The 18,093-nt window shown below is 69.0% G+C and carries 18 protein-coding genes; 8 read left to right on the forward strand and 10 right to left on the reverse strand.

Features of this window, described 5'->3' with window-relative positions; translation table 11 throughout:
• Nucleotides 1–63: 63 nt before the first annotated feature.
• From ASD13_RS03010 to ASD13_RS03020, 3 genes are read right to left on the reverse strand one after another with little or no spacing between them, the layout of a single operon-like run.
• Nucleotides 64–1,125 (reverse strand): polyprenyl synthetase family protein, encoded by a 1,062-nt coding sequence (locus ASD13_RS03010; protein WP_017829226.1) that lies wholly within the window; start codon nucleotides 1,123–1,125, stop codon nucleotides 64–66.
• Nucleotides 1,126–1,171: 46 nt separating this feature from the next.
• The gene (locus ASD13_RS03015) at nucleotides 1,172–1,891 is read right to left on the reverse strand and encodes a class I SAM-dependent methyltransferase (RefSeq protein ID WP_055865619.1); all 720 of its coding nucleotides are present in this window, start codon (nucleotides 1,889–1,891) and stop codon (nucleotides 1,172–1,174) included.
• Nucleotides 1,888–2,451 (reverse strand): hypothetical protein, encoded by a 564-nt coding sequence (locus ASD13_RS03020; protein ID WP_055865624.1) that lies wholly within the window; start codon nucleotides 2,449–2,451, stop codon nucleotides 1,888–1,890. Before ASD13_RS03020 ends, ASD13_RS03015 begins: the two co-directional genes overlap by 4 nt.
• A gap of 56 nt (nucleotides 2,452–2,507) precedes the next feature.
• Here ASD13_RS03020 and ASD13_RS03025 point away from each other — a divergent pair, with 56 nt between their 5' ends.
• Nucleotides 2,508–3,761 carry an isochorismate synthase gene (locus ASD13_RS03025; RefSeq protein ID WP_055865627.1) on the forward strand — a complete coding sequence of 418 codons (1,254 nt, stop codon included), beginning with the start codon at nucleotides 2,508–2,510 and terminating at the stop codon, nucleotides 3,759–3,761.
• A 16-nt stretch (nucleotides 3,762–3,777) separates the two neighbouring features.
• On the opposite strand, the gene ASD13_RS03030 is transcribed toward ASD13_RS03025, so the two are convergent.
• The 3 genes from ASD13_RS03030 to ASD13_RS03040 are packed head-to-tail and all read right to left on the reverse strand — an operon-like array spanning nucleotide 3,778 to nucleotide 6,651.
• Nucleotides 3,778–4,620, reverse strand: coding sequence for a PPK2 family polyphosphate kinase (locus ASD13_RS03030; protein WP_055865630.1), 843 nt, complete (start codon nucleotides 4,618–4,620; stop codon nucleotides 3,778–3,780).
• 16 nt (nucleotides 4,621–4,636) lie between these two features.
• Nucleotides 4,637–6,286 carry a 2-succinyl-5-enolpyruvyl-6-hydroxy-3-cyclohexene-1-carboxylic-acid synthase gene (gene menD, locus ASD13_RS03035; protein ID WP_055866842.1) on the reverse strand — a complete coding sequence of 550 codons (1,650 nt, stop codon included), beginning with the start codon at nucleotides 6,284–6,286 and terminating at the stop codon, nucleotides 4,637–4,639.
• A gap of 14 nt (nucleotides 6,287–6,300) precedes the next feature.
• Nucleotides 6,301–6,651, reverse strand: coding sequence for a PLD nuclease N-terminal domain-containing protein (locus tag ASD13_RS03040; RefSeq protein WP_017829232.1), 351 nt, complete (start codon nucleotides 6,649–6,651; stop codon nucleotides 6,301–6,303).
• A 75-nt stretch (nucleotides 6,652–6,726) separates the two neighbouring features.
• Here ASD13_RS03040 and ASD13_RS03045 point away from each other — a divergent pair, with 75 nt between their 5' ends.
• From ASD13_RS03045 to ASD13_RS03060, 4 genes are all read left to right on the forward strand, one after another.
• Nucleotides 6,727–7,155 (forward strand): hypothetical protein, encoded by a 429-nt coding sequence (locus ASD13_RS03045; RefSeq protein WP_235562454.1) that lies wholly within the window; start codon nucleotides 6,727–6,729, stop codon nucleotides 7,153–7,155.
• Between the two features lie 70 nt (nucleotides 7,156–7,225).
• Nucleotides 7,226–7,879 carry a DsbA family protein gene (locus tag ASD13_RS03050; protein ID WP_055865633.1) on the forward strand — a complete coding sequence of 218 codons (654 nt, stop codon included), beginning with the start codon at nucleotides 7,226–7,228 and terminating at the stop codon, nucleotides 7,877–7,879.
• A gap of 90 nt (nucleotides 7,880–7,969) precedes the next feature.
• On the forward strand, nucleotides 7,970–8,782 hold the full coding sequence (locus ASD13_RS03055) for a tyrosine-protein phosphatase (RefSeq protein WP_055865636.1): 813 nt from the start codon (nucleotides 7,970–7,972) through the stop codon (nucleotides 8,780–8,782).
• A 45-nt stretch (nucleotides 8,783–8,827) separates the two neighbouring features.
• Nucleotides 8,828–10,903, forward strand: a complete 2,076-nt coding sequence (locus ASD13_RS03060) for a bifunctional lysylphosphatidylglycerol flippase/synthetase MprF (protein WP_055865640.1) — start codon at nucleotides 8,828–8,830, stop codon at nucleotides 10,901–10,903.
• A gap of 13 nt (nucleotides 10,904–10,916) precedes the next feature.
• On the opposite strand, the gene ASD13_RS03065 is transcribed toward ASD13_RS03060, so the two are convergent.
• Together ASD13_RS03065 and ASD13_RS03070 are read right to left on the reverse strand one after the other, a co-directional pair.
• A complete protein-coding gene (locus ASD13_RS03065; protein WP_162246276.1) occupies nucleotides 10,917–13,112 on the reverse strand; it encodes a tetratricopeptide repeat protein in 2,196 nt (731 codons plus the stop codon).
• A 326-nt stretch (nucleotides 13,113–13,438) separates the two neighbouring features.
• The gene (locus ASD13_RS03070; protein ID WP_055865646.1) at nucleotides 13,439–13,723 is read right to left on the reverse strand and encodes a hypothetical protein; all 285 of its coding nucleotides are present in this window, start codon (nucleotides 13,721–13,723) and stop codon (nucleotides 13,439–13,441) included.
• 113 nt (nucleotides 13,724–13,836) lie between these two features.
• Here ASD13_RS03070 and ASD13_RS03075 point away from each other — a divergent pair, with 113 nt between their 5' ends.
• The gene (locus ASD13_RS03075; RefSeq protein WP_082531373.1) at nucleotides 13,837–14,685 is read left to right on the forward strand and encodes a nucleotidyltransferase domain-containing protein; all 849 of its coding nucleotides are present in this window, start codon (nucleotides 13,837–13,839) and stop codon (nucleotides 14,683–14,685) included.
• An 18-nt stretch (nucleotides 14,686–14,703) separates the two neighbouring features.
• Here ASD13_RS03075 and tet(42) read toward each other — a convergent pair whose 3' ends face one another.
• Nucleotides 14,704–15,990: a tetracycline efflux MFS transporter Tet(42) gene (gene tet(42), locus ASD13_RS03080; protein WP_235562455.1), complete on the reverse strand. Its 1,287-nt coding sequence runs from the start codon at nucleotides 15,988–15,990 to the stop codon at nucleotides 14,704–14,706.
• Between the two features lie 67 nt (nucleotides 15,991–16,057).
• On the opposite strand from tet(42), the gene ASD13_RS03085 reads away from it, so the two are divergent.
• The gene (locus ASD13_RS03085; RefSeq protein ID WP_017829240.1) at nucleotides 16,058–16,663 is read left to right on the forward strand and encodes a TetR/AcrR family transcriptional regulator; all 606 of its coding nucleotides are present in this window, start codon (nucleotides 16,058–16,060) and stop codon (nucleotides 16,661–16,663) included.
• A gap of 15 nt (nucleotides 16,664–16,678) precedes the next feature.
• Here ASD13_RS03085 and arfB read toward each other — a convergent pair whose 3' ends face one another.
• Complete coding sequence (gene arfB / locus ASD13_RS03090; RefSeq protein WP_055865652.1) at nucleotides 16,679–17,119, reverse strand: alternative ribosome rescue aminoacyl-tRNA hydrolase ArfB; 441 nt, start codon at nucleotides 17,117–17,119, stop codon at nucleotides 16,679–16,681.
• Nucleotides 17,120–17,229: 110 nt separating this feature from the next.
• On the opposite strand from arfB, the gene ASD13_RS03095 reads away from it, so the two are divergent.
• A complete protein-coding gene (locus ASD13_RS03095; RefSeq protein WP_055865657.1) occupies nucleotides 17,230–18,072 on the forward strand; it encodes a helix-turn-helix transcriptional regulator in 843 nt (280 codons plus the stop codon).
• Nucleotides 18,073–18,093: the final 21 nt, after the last annotated feature.

Raw genomic sequence — 18,093 nt, forward strand, 5'->3', positions numbered from 1 at the left:
GGAGGTCCTTTCGTATGCCGTCGCAGAGCCGGCGCGCAACCCTGACGGGCCGCACGCACAGAGTCAGCTGGAGCGTTCGGCGAGGGTCTCAGCGAATCGGGTCAGCGCCTCGCGCACAGTGCCGCGAGGGAGCAGCTGGAGAGCGTCGACGGCATCCCGGGTCCACGCGTGCGCGAGCTCGAGGGTCTTCTGCGTCACCGGGTGGTCGCGCAGCGCGTCCAGCGGCCCGTCGAGGATGGCGGGGTCGGCTCCGTCGGCGATGAGGGCCACACCCTCGTCGATGCGGGCTGCGAGGTCGATGGCGTCCGCGTCTCCCTCGGCCTTGAGCAGCAGGTAGGGCATGGTCGGAACGCCCGCACGCAGGTCGGTCCCCGGCACCTTGCCCGTCTCCTCCGGCTTCGCCGAGAGGTCGATCACGTCGTCGAGAAGCTGGAACGCGACGCCGATCTTCTCGCCGTACACGCGTACCGGCTCTTCGTACTCCGAGGGGGCGTTGGAGAAGATCACGCCGCCCTGCGTGGCCGCGGCGATCAGGGAACCCGTCTTGTCGGCGAGCACCTGGATGTAGAACTCGATGGGGTCGTCGCCCTCTTGCGGGCCCAGGGTCTCATGCATCTGACCGAGCACGAGTCGCTCGAAGGTGTCGGCCTGGAGCCGGATGGCGCGTTCGCCCAGCCGGGACATCAGCTGGCTGGCGCGGGAGAACAGGATGTCGCCCGTGAGGATCGCGATGTTGTTGCCCCACACGGCGTGGGCGGCGGGTACTCCGCGGCGGCGGTCGGCTCCGTCCATGACGTCGTCGTGGTACAGCGAGCCGAGGTGCGTGATCTCGAGCGCCTTGGCCACGTCGATGACCTCGGGGGTGTTCCCGTCGCCGAGCTGTGCGGCGAGGAGCGTGAGCACCGGACGGATGCGCTTGCCGCCGGCCTCGTACAGGTAGCGGCTGGCGGCGTCGGCCAGTGGATCGGCGACGCGGACGTCGTCTGCCAGTCCGGTCTCGACGAGCTCCAGCCCGTCTTCGATGGCGCGCGCGACACGTCGGGCGGCAGGACCGATGAAGACGCGATCGCTGAAGCCGAGACGGCTCGCCAGTCGCGAACCCGGGGCGATGGGGCTCGAAGTCACGTTCCCAGCCTACCTTCGTCGGATGTCACGGTTTCGCCCGGAAGGTTCACTCCGGCTTGCGCGCTCTGTGCAGGGCCACGATGCCGAAGGTGAGGTTGCGATAGGCGACCTCGGCCCAGCCCGCCTCGCGGATCCAGGCGGAGAGTCGCTTCTGGTCAGGCCATTGAATGATCGACTCGTTCAGATAGTCGTAGGCGTCGCCGTTGGTGCCGGCGACGCGAGCCACCCGCGGCAGCACCTGGGCGTTGTAGAAGCGGTACGCCCCGCGGAAGAGCTTGCCCGGCGGGGTCGAGAACTCGTTGATGACGAGCCTGCCCCCCGGCTTGGTCACGCGGTAGAGCTCGCTCAGGGCTTTCTTCGGGTCGTTGACGTTGCGCAGCGCGTACGACATGGTGACCGCGTCGAACGTCGCGTCGGGGAACGGCAGATCGGTGGCATCGGCCTGCACGAACGACAGGTTGCGCATCGCGCCGTGTCGACGCTCGCCCTCCGCGAGCATGCCCGGGGAGAAGTCGGCCGCGACCACCTCGGCCCCGCTGCGTGCGAGGGAGGCCGACGATGACGCCGTGCCCGCGCCGAGGTCGAGGATCCGCTCCCCCGGCTTCGGAGCGACCGCCCGGGTGGTCGCCGCGCGCCACAGGACGTCGTTGCCGAACGTCATCGCCGTGTTGGTGCGGTCATACCCTGCGGCGACCTGGTCGAACATGCCGCTGACGCGGGCGGGGTCCTTGCCGAGATCGGCGCGGTTCTTCTCGTTCGAGGTCACGAGTTCAGTCTAGGCGCGAGGCCCAGGGCTTCGAGGCGGTCGAGCCAGGGATCGGCGGTGGCGTCGTCGAACGGAGCCATCTGCGCGCGCACCCGCTCCTCGAGGTCGAGCGCGAGGCCCTCGAGGTGCGCCATGACGTCGGCCGGGTAGCCGTAGCGCGCACTGTGCTCGGCCCACTCGTCGCGATCGTCGACCCAGGTCCCTCGTGCACCCTCGACGCGCACCACATCGAGGTCCATGTCGATCCCGGTCGCCAGCAGCGGATCATCGGACCAATGGATGTCCCACCCCAGGTCGATGTAGATGCGCATCCCCCGGCGATGGCGGCGGTTGACGGTCAGCGCGTGGTCACCGCTCGGGGGAACCAGGGTGACGTTCGGACCCCCGGCATGGAACTCGGCGCCGGGGCGCACGCTGTGCCATCCGACGGGCTGCCCGATCCAGTCCCCCCACTCGTCGGCGCCGAGGTAGACGCACTCGTGCCGCCAGTGCGGTGATCCGTCCCACTTGCGCCATTGGAAGACCATCTCCGTGCCGGGTGCGGGGCGTGCATCGCTCATCCGCTCACCCTACGACCACGAGAATCCACGCTCCCTGAGCGGCATAGGCTGGACGCGTGCACACCACCCACCTGGTCGTGGAGACCACAGAGATCGAGCCGGTCGAAGACCTCCTGGCCTATGCGGACCCTTCCCGCCCGCTCGCGTGGCTGCGCCGCGGAGACGGGATCGTCGCCGTCGGCGAGACCCTGGCGGAGCTGCGGCCTCCCGCGGGCGGCGATCAGTCGCGCACCGAGAAGCTCGCGACCCTGTGGCGGGACATGGCAGCGCAGGCCGAGATCTCCGACCCGATAGGACTCCCCGGCACCGGGCTCGTGGCCTTCGGCGCGTTCACGTTCGACGAGGACTCGGCAGCGGACAGCGTGCTCATGCTTCCGACGCAGGTTCTGGGACGACACGGGGACCGGTTCTGGCGCACGACGATCCGCGTCGCCGATGCCCCGGGGAACGCTGATGAACTCGCGACGCAGCCCTACGGCCCGCACTGGGCCGGCACCGTCGGCCCCGGAGCGCAGAGCCCGCAGGGCTACCAGGACTCGGTGCGCCGCGCCCTGGCCCGCATCGCCGACGGAGAGCTCAGCAAGGTCGTGCTCGCCCGCGACCTGACAGGCAGCATCCCGGCGGGGTCCGACCTGCGCCGACTGGTGCGTGCCCTCTCCAGCGGCTACCCCGACACCTGGGCGTTCGCGGTGGACGGGCTGATCGGCGCGAGTCCGGAGACCCTCGTCACCGTGCACGAGGGAACCGTGACCGCGCGGGTGCTGGCCGGCACGATCGGCCGCGGCGCCGACGCGGATGCCGACACCGCCGCTTCCGCACACCTCGCCTCCAGCACCAAGGACCTCGACGAGCATCAGTACGCCGTGCAGAGCGTGCTCGCCTCGCTGCGGGCCCACACACGGGCGCTGGCCGCGAGCGAACAGCCTTTCCTGTTGAAGCTGCCGAATCTGTTCCACCTGGCGACCGACGTCGAGGGCGAACTGGGCGACGGCGAGTCGGCGCTCGACCTGGTGCGGGTGCTCCACCCCACCGCCGCCGTCGCCGGCACACCGACCCCCTCGGCCATCGCCGCGATCCGCGAGTTCGAGCCGTTCGACCGGGGTCGCTACGCGGGACCTGTGGGCTGGGTGGATGCCGCGGGCAACGGCGAGTGGGCGATCGCCCTGCGCTGCGCCCAGTTCACCGTGCGCCAGGACGAGATCGGGGTCACGGCCTACGCGGGCGCCGGGATCGTCGCCGGATCCGATCCGGAGAGCGAACTGCTCGAGACGCGCGTGAAGTTCCGCCCCCTGGTCGACGCCCTGGCCTGACCGCAGAGACCGACGCTCAGCTGGCGGCCAAGCGTTTCTTCTCGGACTCGACGTCGAAGTCGGCGCGCGGCCACTCGGGGTCGATGTCCTCCAGCGCCGCGAGCAGCAGCTCCTGCACGGCCAGTCGCGCGTACCACTTGGCGTTCGCCGGAATCACGTGCCACGGAGCCACCGCGGTCGAGGTGCGATCGAACACGGTCTGGTAGGCCTGCATGTACTGCGGCCACACCAACCGCTCGTCCACATCGCCCGGGTTGTACTTCCAGTGCTTGTCCGGACGGTCGAGGCGTTCCATCAGCCGCGTCTTCTGCTCTTCGGGCGAGATGTGCAGCATGACCTTGACGATGCGCGTACCGGATGCCGCGACGCGGGCCTCGAACTCGTTGATCGCGTCGTAGCGGCGCTCGATCTCCGCGGGCGGGGCGAGCTCGCGAACCCGTCCGATCAGCACGTCCTCGTAGTGGGAGCGGTCGAAGACGCCGATGAAACCGGGATCGGGCAGACGCTTCTCGATGCGCCAAAGGAAGTCGTGCTCGCGCTCCTCGGCCGTCGGCGCCTTGAACGCGGCGAGCGCGACACCCTGCGGGTCGACACCCCCGACCACGTGCCGCACGATCCCGCCCTTGCCGGCGGAGTCCATGGCCTGAAGCACCAGGAGCACCGCATCCTTGGCCACTCCGGCACGGCTCTCGGCGAACAGCCGCTCCTGCAGCACGTTCAGGTCTGCCAGGCGGGCGGCGAGGTCGGCGACCCCGCGAGCCTTGCCCTGGTCGTATCCGGGCTTGGCGTCCGGGTCGAGATCGGCGAGGCGGAATCCCTCGTCGACTCGCAGCGTCTGCGTCCAGGTGTGCGCGTCCATACGCACATCCTGCCAGTCAACGCTCCAGCGGCACCTCAATGATCTGACGTCCGCCGCGGGGCGAGGTCAGCGCCTGATCGAGTGCGGTGCGGGTGGTGACCCGCTGATACTCCCAGCCGTAGGCGAGGGCGAGGTGCTCGAAGCGGACGGTGTGCGGCGTGTAGAAGGCGCGGTCGAGGTCGCCGGGGCGGGCGGAAGACGCCACCTCGAGGGAGTCGAAGATCGTCCCCCCGCCGTCGTTGCCGACGATGACCTGCAGTCGGGGCTCTGTCTCGTCGGGCGGCAGCAACAGGGCGCCGACGTCGTGCAGGAACGCGAGGTCGCCCAGCAGCACCCTGGTGACCCCGGGCGCACCGGCGGCCTGACTGGCGATGGCGATGCCGGTCGCGGTGGCGATCGTGCCGTCGATGCCGGCGAGGCCGCGGTTGGCGTGGACGGGGACCTTCTTGCCGCCCAGCACCTGATCGGCGACCCGGACGAGCCGGGAGGAGCCGAACACCAGACGGTCGTGCGGCCAGGTGGCGCGCCACACCGCGTCGGCGAGCAGTTCACGGTCGAGCGGACGGCGGACCGCGTCGAGCTCGGCCTTCACCGCCTCCCTGCGCGCCGCGAAGTCGGTGGAGGCCAGCGCCTCGGGATCGGGGGCGTGCTCGCTCAGATCGACGATCTCCGCAGCGGACGCCCGCATCCACTCGCCGAGCCAGGTGCGGTCGACGGCGCCGGGGGCGACGATGACGGCGTCGACCCCGCGCGTGCGGTGGTTGAGGTTGAGTTCCTCGCCGCCGCGGTGCACCGCCACCACATCCACGTCGTGACGGGAGAGGAGCGACGCGACCTCGCGGCTGAGCGTCGGGTGCCCGAGCACGACGACCCGTTCGATGCGTCCGCCGAGGTCCTCCCGGGCCAGCAGGCGACGGTAGCCGTGCACGACCTGCCGCCCGAACCGCGCACCGCTCACGATCTCGGCGATCAGCGGCCAGCCCCCGGAGTGCGCGATCTCTTCGGCATCGGGACCGGCGTCGGCGCCCGCGATCACGACGGTGCGCGGCCCGCGGTCGAGCACGAAGGGTTCGTCGCGCAGCGCCTCGGGCGCCTCGCCCCTGAGGACGACGATGGAGGGCAGATCGCCCGAGAGGGGCTCTCTGGACGGAAGATTCAGATGCACTGGTCCGGCGATGCCACGGAGGCCGCTCTCGACCTCGCGAGCGCCCATCGCGGCGGCCACGGCCTGTTCGGCGAGCCCGGTCCACTCGCCGTCGCCCGGCACCGGAGCATCGAGCTCGTCGCGCACCCACGGGTGGAACAGAGCGTTCTGGATCGTCGCCTGGTTGGCGCCGACCCCGCGCAGCTCGGGCGGACGGTCGGCGGTGAGCAGCAGCATCGGCACCCCGGAGTGGAACGCCTCCATCACCGCGGGAAGGAGGTTGGCGACGGCCGTCCCCGAGGTGCACACCACCGCGGCCGGCACTCGGGTCTCGCGAGCGATGCCGAGTGCGGTGAAACCGGCGACACGCTCATCGATGCGCACATGCACGCGCACGTGTCCGTCGTCGGCGGCGCGCACCGCGGCGAGCGCGAGGGCCTGCGAACGCGAGCCCGGAGACACCACGATGTCGCGCACGCCCTGGGCGACGAGGTCGGCGATCAGGGACGCCGCAGCATCCATCGCCGGCGATGAGGTCACGGGCGCTGGTCCGTGGCGGGAGGCTCGTCGGTCTCCTCGTCCAGACGGGCGAGCTCCTCTTCGAGACGGCGGATGCGCGCATCCTGCTCGGTCTTGCTGATGCTGCGGAGGAACGCGGGGTCGTCATCCGGTGCGATCACCGGACGGACACCGGGATCGTTCGCGCGCCGGCGGCCGATCACGAACCAGAGGATGCCGCCGATCACGGGGAGGATCACCACGATCGCGAGCCAGACGGGCTTGGACACACCACGGTGCCGCGTCGCCGGCTGCACTGCGCAGTCGACGATGCTGAACACCCAGAACACGGCGGCGAGGAAGCCGCCGACGATCAGTAGTCTCGCCACCCTTCCAGTGTAGGCGTGTCGAGGGTGCCACGGCCCCGGAGACGGCAGAGGCTCCGTTGCTAGACTGCGCGGGAAATGCTGCCCCCCTCGCCGGATCTGATGCCGCGAGCGCGGGCCGAGCGGATGCTGGTCGCCCGGGTGATCATCGCCGTCGGCCTCGCGCTCCTGCTCGTCGTGGGCGCGTGGTCGACCTCTCGTGGCTCCGCCGATGTGCACGCGACGCTGTGCCTCGCCTCCGGTGTCTCGGAATCGCAGGGGGCCGCGCCCGTCGCAGACGGCCAGGAGGCGACGACGACGATCGATGTGCTCTCGTCGAGCGTGGGGATCTGCGTGCTCGCCGTCCTCGGCGGGGTCGCGCTGGTCCTGGTGTTCCGGCAGCTCATCGCCCACAGAACCCGACCGCTCGGCACCCGGGGCCTCGGCACGTCGTCGCCCCGCCGCGCCGGTCCGCTCGTCATCGTCCCGGCTCTCAGCCTCACCCAGCTGTCGATCTCCCGTACCTGACACCGACGCGCGCATCGAGCCGCCCACGGCGGCATCCTTCCCTCGTCGTACCCCTGTGTCTGGAGACCCCATGAAGAACTCTGTCAAAGCGACCCTGATCGCCATCGCCGTCGCCATCGTCCTGCTGATCGCCGGTGTCGTGTTCGCGATCAGCCAGCAACAACCCACCGCACCGGCCGAAGGCGGGGAGCCGAAGCCGACCGTCCGCACCGATTCCCATGTGCTCGACGACGGGGGCGAGGGCGCCGTCACCGTCGTCGAGTTCCTCGACTTCGAGTGCGAGGCGTGCGCGGCGTTCTACCCCGTCGTCGAAGATCTCCGAGAGAAGTACGACGGCGAGATCACCTACGTCGTGCGCTACTTCCCCCTGCCCGGTCACATCAACTCCACCCAGGCGGCCCTGGCCGCGGAGGCCGCCGGTCAGCAGGATCGCTTCGAGGACATGTACCACCGCCTGTTCGAGACCCAGGCGCAGTGGGGCGAGCAGTCCGAGGAGACGCCCGAGGTGTTCCGCGGGTTCGCCGAGGAGCTCGGCCTCGACATGGCCGCGTACGACGCGGCTATCGCGGATGCGGCCACCGCGGAGCGCGTGCAGTCCGACAAGGCCGATGGCGAGAAGCTCGGGGTGGACAGCACGCCGAGCTTCTTCGTGGATGGTGTGAAGGTCGAGCTGCAGGAGTGGGACGACGTCGAGGAGGCCATCGAGAAGGCCGTGAACGGCTGACCCGGCGGGCGGGGTCGCGCCGCTTCCGTGTCGAAGCCGCGCGGTCCCGCCGCACCGATATTCTGGCCGCATACCCAGGAGAGGGCCAGAATGACCATCGATATCTCGACCGCTTTGCAGACGACACACAACGCTCGTGAACTCGCCGGGTTCCCGACCTCCGGAGGCGGTCGGCTCGCATCGGGCCTCCTCTTCCGGTCGGATGCCCTCGCTTCGCTCACCGACGAGGGGCTGCAGGCGCTCGCCGACCTCCGCATCGGCACCGTGATCGATCTGCGCACCGATGGCGAGCGGGCCCGTGCCGCAGATCTTCTGCCCGATGACGGCAGCGTGACGCTGCTGGCTCTGCCCATGCAGGGCGGCGCGATGGACGAGATGGTCAAGAAGCTGCTCCCTGCGGCTGGCAGCGCCGGACTCTCGGTGACCCAGGTCGCCGAGGTGCTGAAGCGGGTGCCCACCCTGGAGGAGCTGTACATCTCGATCCTGGAGGCGAGTGCAGCGCAGTTCGCGACCATCGCCCGCACGGTGCTGGAGTCGTCCCGCACCACTCGGCCCGGCGTGCTGTTCCACTGCACCGCGGGCAAGGACCGCACCGGTCTCGCCGCCGCGATCCTGCTGCTCGTCGCCGAGGTGCCTCGAGAGGCGATCGTCGCGGATTACACGCTGACCGAGAAGAACCTCGCGCGCGGGTTCGCCGAAGCGCTCACGGGGCTGATCACCTCGCTCGGAGTTCCGCTCACCCCGGCGCTGACGACCCTGGCGACCAAGTCTCCGGCGTCGGCCATCGAGGCGGCGATGGACTGGATCATCGCGAACCACGGCGATGTCGCGGGGTATCTGCGAAGCGGCGGCATGGCCGCTGAGGAGATCGCCGATCTCCGCCGGGTTCTCCGCGGCGAGTAGGAGCGGCCTCCGCGGAGACGGGGCCTCCCTCGCTACGCTGAGCGCATGACTGAGGAGCACTCCCCCTCTCCGCGTCCGTGGATCGCCGTCGTCCGGCGGATCCCGGCGACCCTCACGATGGTGCTGCTCATCCTCGTGGTGGGGATCATCTGGGGTGGACTCTGGTCGCCCTTCGAAGACACGGCGCTGTTCAAGACCGTCGCCTACGGACTGCCGAACCTCGTCGACGGCAAGTGGTGGACGCCCGTCACCGGCACGTTCTTCGTGAATCAGCCCTGGGTGTATGTGTTCACGATCGCCGGCTTCTGGGGAATGGCCTACCTGGAGTACCGTCGCGGATCGCGCGTGGCGGTGGCCTACTACGCGATCGGTCAGCTGTTCGCGATCTTCGCCACCGCACTGCTGCTGTACCTGCTCTCGCAGTTCCCCTGGGCCTGGGCGACCGAGCAGGCGCAGGCGCTCGACGTGGGGGCGTCCGGCGGCACCATGGCGTGCATCGCCGCGGCGGTCGGCCTCTTCCGCCCGCCGTGGAGGGTGCGCGGCTGGCTCATCCTGCTCGGCTTCGTGTTCATCGCGATGCTCTTCTGGGGCAAGGTCGCCGACCTCGAGCACCTGCTCGCCGTGCTGCTGATCCTCGTCGTGGACCGCACGCTGCGGGTTCGGCACACCACCGTGCGCGAGCAGCGGCTGATCGCGGTCGTGGCGATGCTGGTGCTCGGCGCGGTCGAGATCATCACCACGCTCCTGCCGACGGACGGCCCGTTCGGCCCGACGGAACCCGTCTCCGGCGGATTCATCAGCCTCGCGATCGACCTGGTCGTGATCCTCGTGCTCGTGAACGGCCTGCGCCGGGGCCGACGCTTCGCGTGGGTGCTCGCCCTCCTGCTCGGGATCTTCAACGTCGTGATCGCCGCCCTCGTGCTCACCCTGATCACCGTGTTCAGCCAAGCTCAGCTCGACGTGCGCTGGGATGGAGAGACCGAGCTCGAGCTGGCCAACGGCTTCCTCTGGCTGATCATGCTCGTGTACCTGGTCTGGGTGCGCCGTGCCTTCCGGGCCAAGCGCCGTGCGAAGCTCGGCATCCAGCCCGCGCCCACCGTGGACGACGTGAAGCACGAGCTGCGCACGCACGGCGGCGGAACGCTCTCGTGGATGACGACGTGGGACGGCAACAACTACGCCAGGGTGAACGGCGGCATCGTGGCCTACCAGCGCCGCAACGGTGTGGCACTGGCGCTGGCGGATCCGATCGGCCCCTCGGAGGCGCGCGCCGAGGCCGTCACCGACTTCATCCACGCGGCCGAGCTGGCCGGTCTCGTCCCCTGCTTCTTCAGCGCGGACGAAGCCACCCGCGCCGCCGTGCCCCCGAGCTGGCGGAGCATCGTCGTCGCCGACGACACGATCGTCGACCTGCCGGGACTGGAGTTCACGGGCAAGCGCTGGAACTCGGTGCGCACATCGCTCAACAAGGCCGGCCGGGAGGACATGACCTTCCGGATGACGCAGCTCAAGGCGGAGCCCTGGGGTGTGCAGCAGCAGCTGCGTGCGATCTCGGAGGCCTGGGTCGGTGACAAGGATCTGCCGGAGATGCGCTTCACCCTCGGCACGCTCGATGAGGCCGAGGACCCGGAGGTGCGGCTCGCCCTGGCCCTCGCGCCCAACGGCGACGTCGACGGGTTCCTCTCCTGGCTGCCCGTGTACGGCGACGAGGGTGCCGTGCGCGGCTGGACCCTCGACCTCATGCGTCGCAGGGAGGGCGGCTTCGGACCCGTGATGGAGTACCTGATCGGATCCTCGGCACGGCAGTTCGCCGATGAGGGCGCGCAGATCATGTCGCTCTCGGGAGCCCCACTCGCCCATGACTATCCGCCGGACGCCGGGATGATCGCCGCCCTGAGCGACCGGCTGGCCGATGCCCTGGAACCGGTGTACGGCTTCGGGTCGCTGCATCGGTTCAAGCAGAAGTTCCACCCCCGCTACGAGACCATGTATCTCCTCTTCCGCGACGAGAGCGACCTCACCCGCATCGGTGGAGCACTCACGAGGGCGTTCCTGCCGGATGCGACGCTGCGACAGTTCGCGGGTGCCGGGCTCGAACTCGTGCGGGGCGGGAAGGACTGAAGTGACCGTCCGCTTAGAGCGTCCGATCCGGACGTGATCCAGAGCCTCGGGAACCACCCTGCAGTGCTTCTCGAATGCTCTGGACGTTGTCCCACATCGTCTTGGTGCGCTCGTCGCCCTCGCCGTACACGACGATGTGGTCGCGCAGCAGTTCCTCGTAGAGCGCGAGGGGGCGCGGAAGCTCACCGCCGCGCAGGCGAGCATACGTATGACTCACGCGCGCGTTGAGTGAACTCGGGTGCAGCGATCCGAGCACTCGCTCGTGCTCGGCGACGGCGAACTCGAGCAACCGGATCGCCCCGCGCAGGTCGCCAGACGCTTCGTATGCGTTCCCCACGTTGTTGCGGGAGACCAGCGTGTGCGGGTGATCGGGTCCGAGCACCCGCTCACGGTCCTCGAGCGTCCTTTCGTGCAGGCGCACCGCACGTGCGGCGTTCCCCGCCAGTTCGAAGGTATGGGCGAGGTTGTTCCGGCTCGTCATCGTCTCCACGTGATCGTCACCGAGCCGGTTCTCGCGCAATGCCAGCGCGAGCTTTCGCGACTTGAGCGCTTCCACCCATCGCCCCTGGGCGTCGCGAATATGACCGATCGTGTCATGGATGCTCATCGTGAGCAGGCTCTCCGTCCCCGTCACGTCGACGGACAGGGCCAGCGCTTGCTCAATCTGCTCGGACGCGTGCTCCAACTCACCGACATCGGCGAGCACCTGGGCGAGGTTGTGCCGGGTGATGATCGTGTCGACATGTCGAGAACCGAGGTGCTGCAGCCGGTCGGACAACAACTGTTCCAAAAGCGGGAGGGCCTTCGCGGGTTCCCCGTTGGAGCCATGAGCGTAGGCGAGGTTATTCCGTGACAGCCAGGTGTGCCGGTGGTCGACGCCCAGGACGCGTTCTCGTTCCGCGAGGGTGCGAGCGAGCAGAGGCATCGCGCGCGCGAGATCGCCTGAGGCCTCGTAGGCGGTGGCAAGGTTGGCCCGAGATGCCAGGGTGTCCGGGTGCTGGTCGCCGAGTGCCGATACCCGCGCGTCGAGAGTCTCCTCATGAAGAGCGACGGCGCCGACCAGGTCGCCAGCGTCTTCGCATGCGTTGGCAAGATTGTTCTGGCACATGAGCGTGAGCGGGTGCGACCGTCCGCGGACCTCACGGAGCTGCGCCACCGCCGTCTCGAACATCTGCACAGCGAGCGCCGCCTGCCCCTGGGAGGCGGCATACGTTCCCGCGGCATTGAGAAGGAGGGCGATCGGTTCGCTCGGGGTTCCCTCTGCATGTCGGGCCAGCACCTCGATGTGCGGCGTGAAGATCTGCCACCGCGGCCAGCTCTCCGGCATGTCCGCGTCTTCCTCCGGGACGAGCGCGAACAGCGCCTCGAGCGCCGCTCTCAGTGCTCGCTGAACGAGGGCGCCATCTCGATGACGATCAGAGCTGTCCGGTGTGCGGTACACCACCTGGACCACATTGTGCACGGAGACGGCACCCTGCGGCCCGTGACGGAGAAGGCTATAGGCTGCGAGCCGTCGGACTGCCTCCGCTGCGACGAACGGGTCCGGTTCGATTGCCGCGATGACCTCACGGGAGACGGCGGATCCGTCGAGCCAGGACAAGATCCTAAGCAGGTCCGCCGCTTGGGGCGTGTCGTCGATGCGATCGAGCGTGAGGCTCCACAAGCGGGAGATGGTGCGAGCGCTCTCCACACCCTCAGCGTGCGCTGCGAAGGTTTCCGCGGGGTGCGTCGACAAGAGCCGACGGTACTCGCCCACCGAGATTCCACTTTCCGCGATGTATGCCGCTGCTTGTTCGAGAGCCAGGGGAAGATGCCCCAGCTCCGCGCACAGCTCGACCGCCTCGGCGTGATCCCGCTCCCCGGGGGCGACCGCCAGGCCAGCGCGGCGCTGGAGAAGCTCCATGGATTCCGTCTCGGGTAGATCGTCGAGAGGCAGAACTTCGAAGAGATCGGTCCATCCGCTCGGTCGCAGAGTCGTGACCATGAACGTGCCTCGGCCGCGCAGCCGCGCGACGAGCTCATCGACGTCCTGGGGATGGGCGACGTTGTCCAGGATGATGAGCCATCCGGGATGTGAGTCGAGCCATTGGATCGCCCTCTCGCTGAGGGCCGCCGTCCCGAGGGGGACGGCGTGGATCTCGAGAGCGGAAGCCAGGGCGGCTAGACCCGCCTGCACTCGTGCTGCCGAGTCCGCTGCGATCCATCGCACGGGTCGTGTCCACCGACGCCGAGCCCATTCAGCCGCAAGGCTGCTTTTGCCTCGACCACCCAATCCGTAGATCACCGCCGCGCGGTCACCCCCGGAGAGGATCCCATCGAGGCGATCGAGTTCGTCCCGCCTGCCGACGAAATCGCGGGGCGCGGGAAGCGAGGAGAACCCTGCTGGCGCTTCGACGAGGGTGATGGGTGTCGGCGGGTCGTAGACGTTCACCACGTCGGCCTGAATGTTGGTCGCGAAGTCGCCTGTGCTGAGGATCCCTCGGTTGCCCCCTCGGATCAGCTGACGTCCGATCCCTCGCGAGCGATCTGACCCGGTCACTTCGGTTCGCGTCGATGCTGCATGTTGGTCGCGTTATCGCCGAGCGACACGATCCCCGAATTGTCGCCGCGGAGCGAGACGGAACGTCCGGCCGAAGTCCGCTTCCGCCTGTGCACGACGGCTGCAGCCATCAGTGACAAGCCGGCCAGCGTTCCCACAGCGGACCCGATCACCGGCAGCCGGTTCATGGCGACGCCGTTGATGACCAGATCGGCGATGAGCCAGATGGCGAACAAGACGGTGAGGGCGCCACCTATCCAGATAAGAACGCGGTTGAGCATTGACTCAAAATAGCGAACGACGAGACGACACGCGAGCGGTGATCACGTGGAAGGCGAACGGCTCTTCTCCCGAGAGGAAGGAAGAGGACGGTCACGCCGCAAAGCGGTTTCGTGTGAGTACGATCGGTGTCGTGCTCGACGAAGAACGCCTCCGCTCCATGGCCGATGAACTGAGCCGGGTGTCCGGCGTGCGGGCCGTCGCACTGGGAGGCAGTCGCGCCCGCGGCACGCATCGTCCCGACTCCGACATCGATCTGGGTCTGTACGTCGACGCGGACCTCGACCGCGCCGGCCTGGCACGGGTGGCGAGCGGCTGGACCGGCGAAGCCGTCGAAGTCGCCGAGCGGGGCGGATGGGGACCATGGGTCGACGGTGGGGCCTGGCTGATCGTCGACGGCGTGCCGGTCGACCTCATCCTCCGCGATGTCGCCCGCGTCGAGGAGCAGTGCGCCCGTGCAGTTCTTGGCGAGTTCGCCTTTCACGCCCAGCCGGGGCATCCCCTGGGCTTCCTCGACGTCGCCTACGCGGGCGAAGTGGCGACGAGTGTGCCGCTTCGCGATCCGGAGGGGATCCTGGTCGCGCTGGCGCGCAGTGTCACCCCTTACCCCGAGACTCTCCGCGACGCATTCATCGCCAACCTCTGGCAGGTCGATTTCCTGCTGAACGCGGCCATGAAGGGCGCGAAGGCGGGTGACGTCGCATACGTGTCGCTGTGCGGGACCACGACGACGATGCTCACCGCGCACGCCTGGCATGCCTCTGCCGGCAACTGGGTCACGAACGAGAAGGGCCTGGTGCCGAACGTGGCTCGCCTCGCCATCGACACCCGCGGGTTCAGCGCGGCAGCGGCAGCGGCGCTCGGAAACCTCGGAACGTCGCCGGAAGAGCTTCTGGCCACGATCACACGACTGCGGGAGCTGCCGCGCCCGGCAACTCCCGCAGGTGGATCAGACCTCAGCTGATCGACGCCTGACCGGTCTTCAGCCGACCGTCTCGGCGAGCTCTGCGGGAGTCTCGCCGGTCGTGTCGCCGGTGGGACGCTTGGCCGTGTTCGCGATGTGCGCACGGCTGACGACGACCGCGGCGACGATCATGAGCGCGACACCGAGCCAGTAGGGCGCGGCGTGGCTGACCAGGGCGTAGAGCGCACCCGCGATGAGCGGCGCTGCCGTGCCCATCGCCGCGTTCAGCGACTGGGTCGCCCCGCCGAGCCAACCCTGCTCGTCATCGCCGACGGCGTTCGACATCGCGCCGTCCATGGCGGCCTGCGATGCGCCCTGGCCCGCCGCGAGCATGAGCGCGCCGACGATGAAGACCCAGGGCTGGGCGAAGACGGAGGCGACGATGGCGAGGGCCGCGAGACCGATCATCTGCGCGATGATGCCGCTCACGATCACGCCGCGCTCGCCGATGCGCGGAAGCAGGATGCCCAGCAGCACACCCTGGATGACGATGTCGATGATGCCGACGGCCGCGGTCAGCAGACCGATCTGGGTCGGGCCCCACTGGATGGAGTCCAGGGCGAGCACGCTGAAGTTGTTCACGAAGAACCCGAACGGCAGGGCGAGCAGACCGAAGCCGATCATCAGTCCGCGCAGCTCCTTGCGGCCGAACGCGTCCTTGAAGACGGCGAACGGCTGGACGTCGCGCAGCTTGATCGTGGCGATGCGATTGCCTGGTTTGAGGCTCTCGGGGAGCAGGAAGATGCTGAGGATCGCGATCGCGAGGGCGACGGCGGCAGTGAGGAAGACCGGGAGCTGGATGCTCACGGCGGCGAGCAGTCCGCCGATGGCCGGCCCGATCATCGTGCCGATGCCGGAGAGCGCACCGAGGAGGCCGAAGCGCTTCGCGCGCTGCTCCGGCGGGGTGATGTCGGCCAGGTAGGCGAAGAGGGCAGGGAGATCGCCCGCAGTCAGGCCCTGGATGACACGGGCGAGGACGAGGACCCAGATCGCGCCGCCGAACCCGAACAGCGCCATCGAGAATGCGGCGCCGAACGCGGCGACGATGATGACCGGTCGCCGCCCGAAGCGGTCGGACAGCCTGCCGAGGAAGGGAGCGGCCAGGAAGGCGCAGAGTCCGTTGACCGCTTCGAGCACACCCACCCAGATGGCGAGGTCGCTCTCGTGCGAGACGTATTGCAGGACGACGAAAGGGAGAACGGGGAGGACGACCGTCATGCCGATGACGGTCAGCATCGTGAGCACGATGAGCATGATCCACGCGCGGTTCTGGTCCCGCCGCGTAAGGGAGATAGGTGAAGTCATACCGAAAGTGTATCGATACCACTTTTGGTGTCAAGCCAGTTTCGGAGTCGATCGGTAGGCTGGTTCCATGACGAACCCAGAGCCCCTCGGACGTCGCGAGCGCAAGAAGGCCGCGACCCGCAAGGCGATCTCCGACGTCGCGACGATGATGTTCCTCGAGCGCGGCTTCGACAACGTCAGCATCCGCGAGGTCGCGGATGCCGCCGATGTCTCCCCCACGACGGTGTTCGCGCATTTCCCGCAGAAGGAGGCCCTCGTCTTCGACGAGGATGACGAGCAGCGCGACCGTCTGGTCTCGGCCGTGCGCGACCGGCCCGACGGACGCACGATCAACCGCGCGATCCACGACTTCTTCGCCGCCGAGATCAGGGCGAACGTCGACGAGCACGGCGATGACGTCACCCGTGTCTTCATGCGCTTCCTCAACGAGACACCTGCCCTGCGCGACTACGCCGCGAAGATGTGGCTGCGACACGAGGATGCCCTCGCCGCCGCCATCGCCGAAGAGCTGGGCCTCACGGAGCCCATCGCCGAGATCCGCGTCTACGCCCGTTTCGTGTTGCAGATGCAGCTGCTCATCAACGACAGCACGGACCCGCTCGAAACCGTGGACGCGGGGTTCCGAGTTCTCGAGAGCGGTTGGGCCCCCGTCGAGGAACGCCTCGCCGGGTGATTCGCCGGCGCCGGGTCAGTCGTCGCGGGGACGCCGACGCAGGCTCTTGACGTCGGTACGCCGCTGCTTGGCCTTAAGCCGACGCTCCTTCGATCCACGACTCGGCTTCGTCGGCCGCCGCGGAGGTGCCGGCGGGCGCAGCGCCTCGGCCACCAGAGCGACGAGCCGCTCCCGCGCCGCATCCCTGTTGCGCAGCTGCGCGCGGTGCTCGGATGCGGCGATCGTCAGCACGCCATCCACCAGACGGCCGCTCAACCGGTCGAGGAGCCGTTCCCGCTGATGCGGCGAGAGCACCGTCGAGTTCGCCGCATCCCAGACGAGTTCTGCGCGGGAATCCGCGGTGTTCACCCCCTGCCCTCCGGGCCCGGAAGACCGCGAGAAGCGCCACGACAGCTCGGCCTCGGGGATCGTGAGACCCGACGAGACGCGCAGACCGGGGCGATGGGCGGAAGGCATGCCTCCATCATCGGTCCTCACGGAGCAGTCGCGCCTCACCCCGTTAGCATGGCGGGGGTGGCAGAACCGATCTTCCCGAGCGTTCGGGGCGGCCGTCACGCGGAGCACGAATGAACTCATATCGGCAGGACGACTGGGCGGCGAGCCCCACGTATCCGTCGACCGTGAACGAGCCGTACCTGATGGGCACCGGCGTGGTCACCGCCGACGACACCGGCACCCGCCCGCTCTCTCCGCCGCACAGCCACGCCGATCCGATGCTGGCCTGGTGCTACCGCGGCTCGGTGTGGGTGCATCTGCAGGATGCGCGGTGGCGACTCGCCCCCGGACAGGGCGTGTGGATCCCCGCGCGCACCCCGCACACGGCCCATCACGAACCCGACTCCATCGGCTGCTACACCTACATTCCCGACTCGTCGCTGATCGCCCCGATCGATGACATCACCCGGGTGCTGGTACCGCGCGCCGTGCAGGAGATGCTCCTCCATCTCGGCATCAACGACATGCCCACCGACCTGCGTGTGCGCATCCAGTCGGTGCTCATCGAGATGCTGCAGCAGCCGCTGCCCGAGGCCGCCAGCGACTGGGGCGAGGTGCCGATGCCTGCGGATGAGCGGGTCGTCCCGCTGGTTCAGGCCGTGCTCGCCGACCCCGGTGACCCCCGCAGCGCGATCGAGCTCTTTCTCGCGCACGGGCTCCACGAGCGCACAGTGCTGCGCATCTTCCAGCACGACGTGGGCATGAGCTTCGGGAGATGGCGCACCGGTGTGCGCATGACCCTCGGCGCGCGACTGATCGTGGACGGCACCCCGATCGGTGCGGCCGCGCACCGCTGCGGGTACGCCACGACGAGCGCCTTCTCCGCGGCGTTCAAGGAGCGCTTCGGCCTCACTCCCCGGCAGCACGTGGCGCGCGTGCAGGCCGACGCGGCGCACCAGCTGTACTGGCGATGACCCCGCGGCGGTCCTGATCGC

The sequence above is a fragment of the Microbacterium sp. Root1433D1 genome (assembly GCF_001426835.1).
In the GTDB taxonomy this organism is placed as follows: domain Bacteria; phylum Actinomycetota; class Actinomycetes; order Actinomycetales; family Microbacteriaceae; genus Microbacterium; species Microbacterium maritypicum.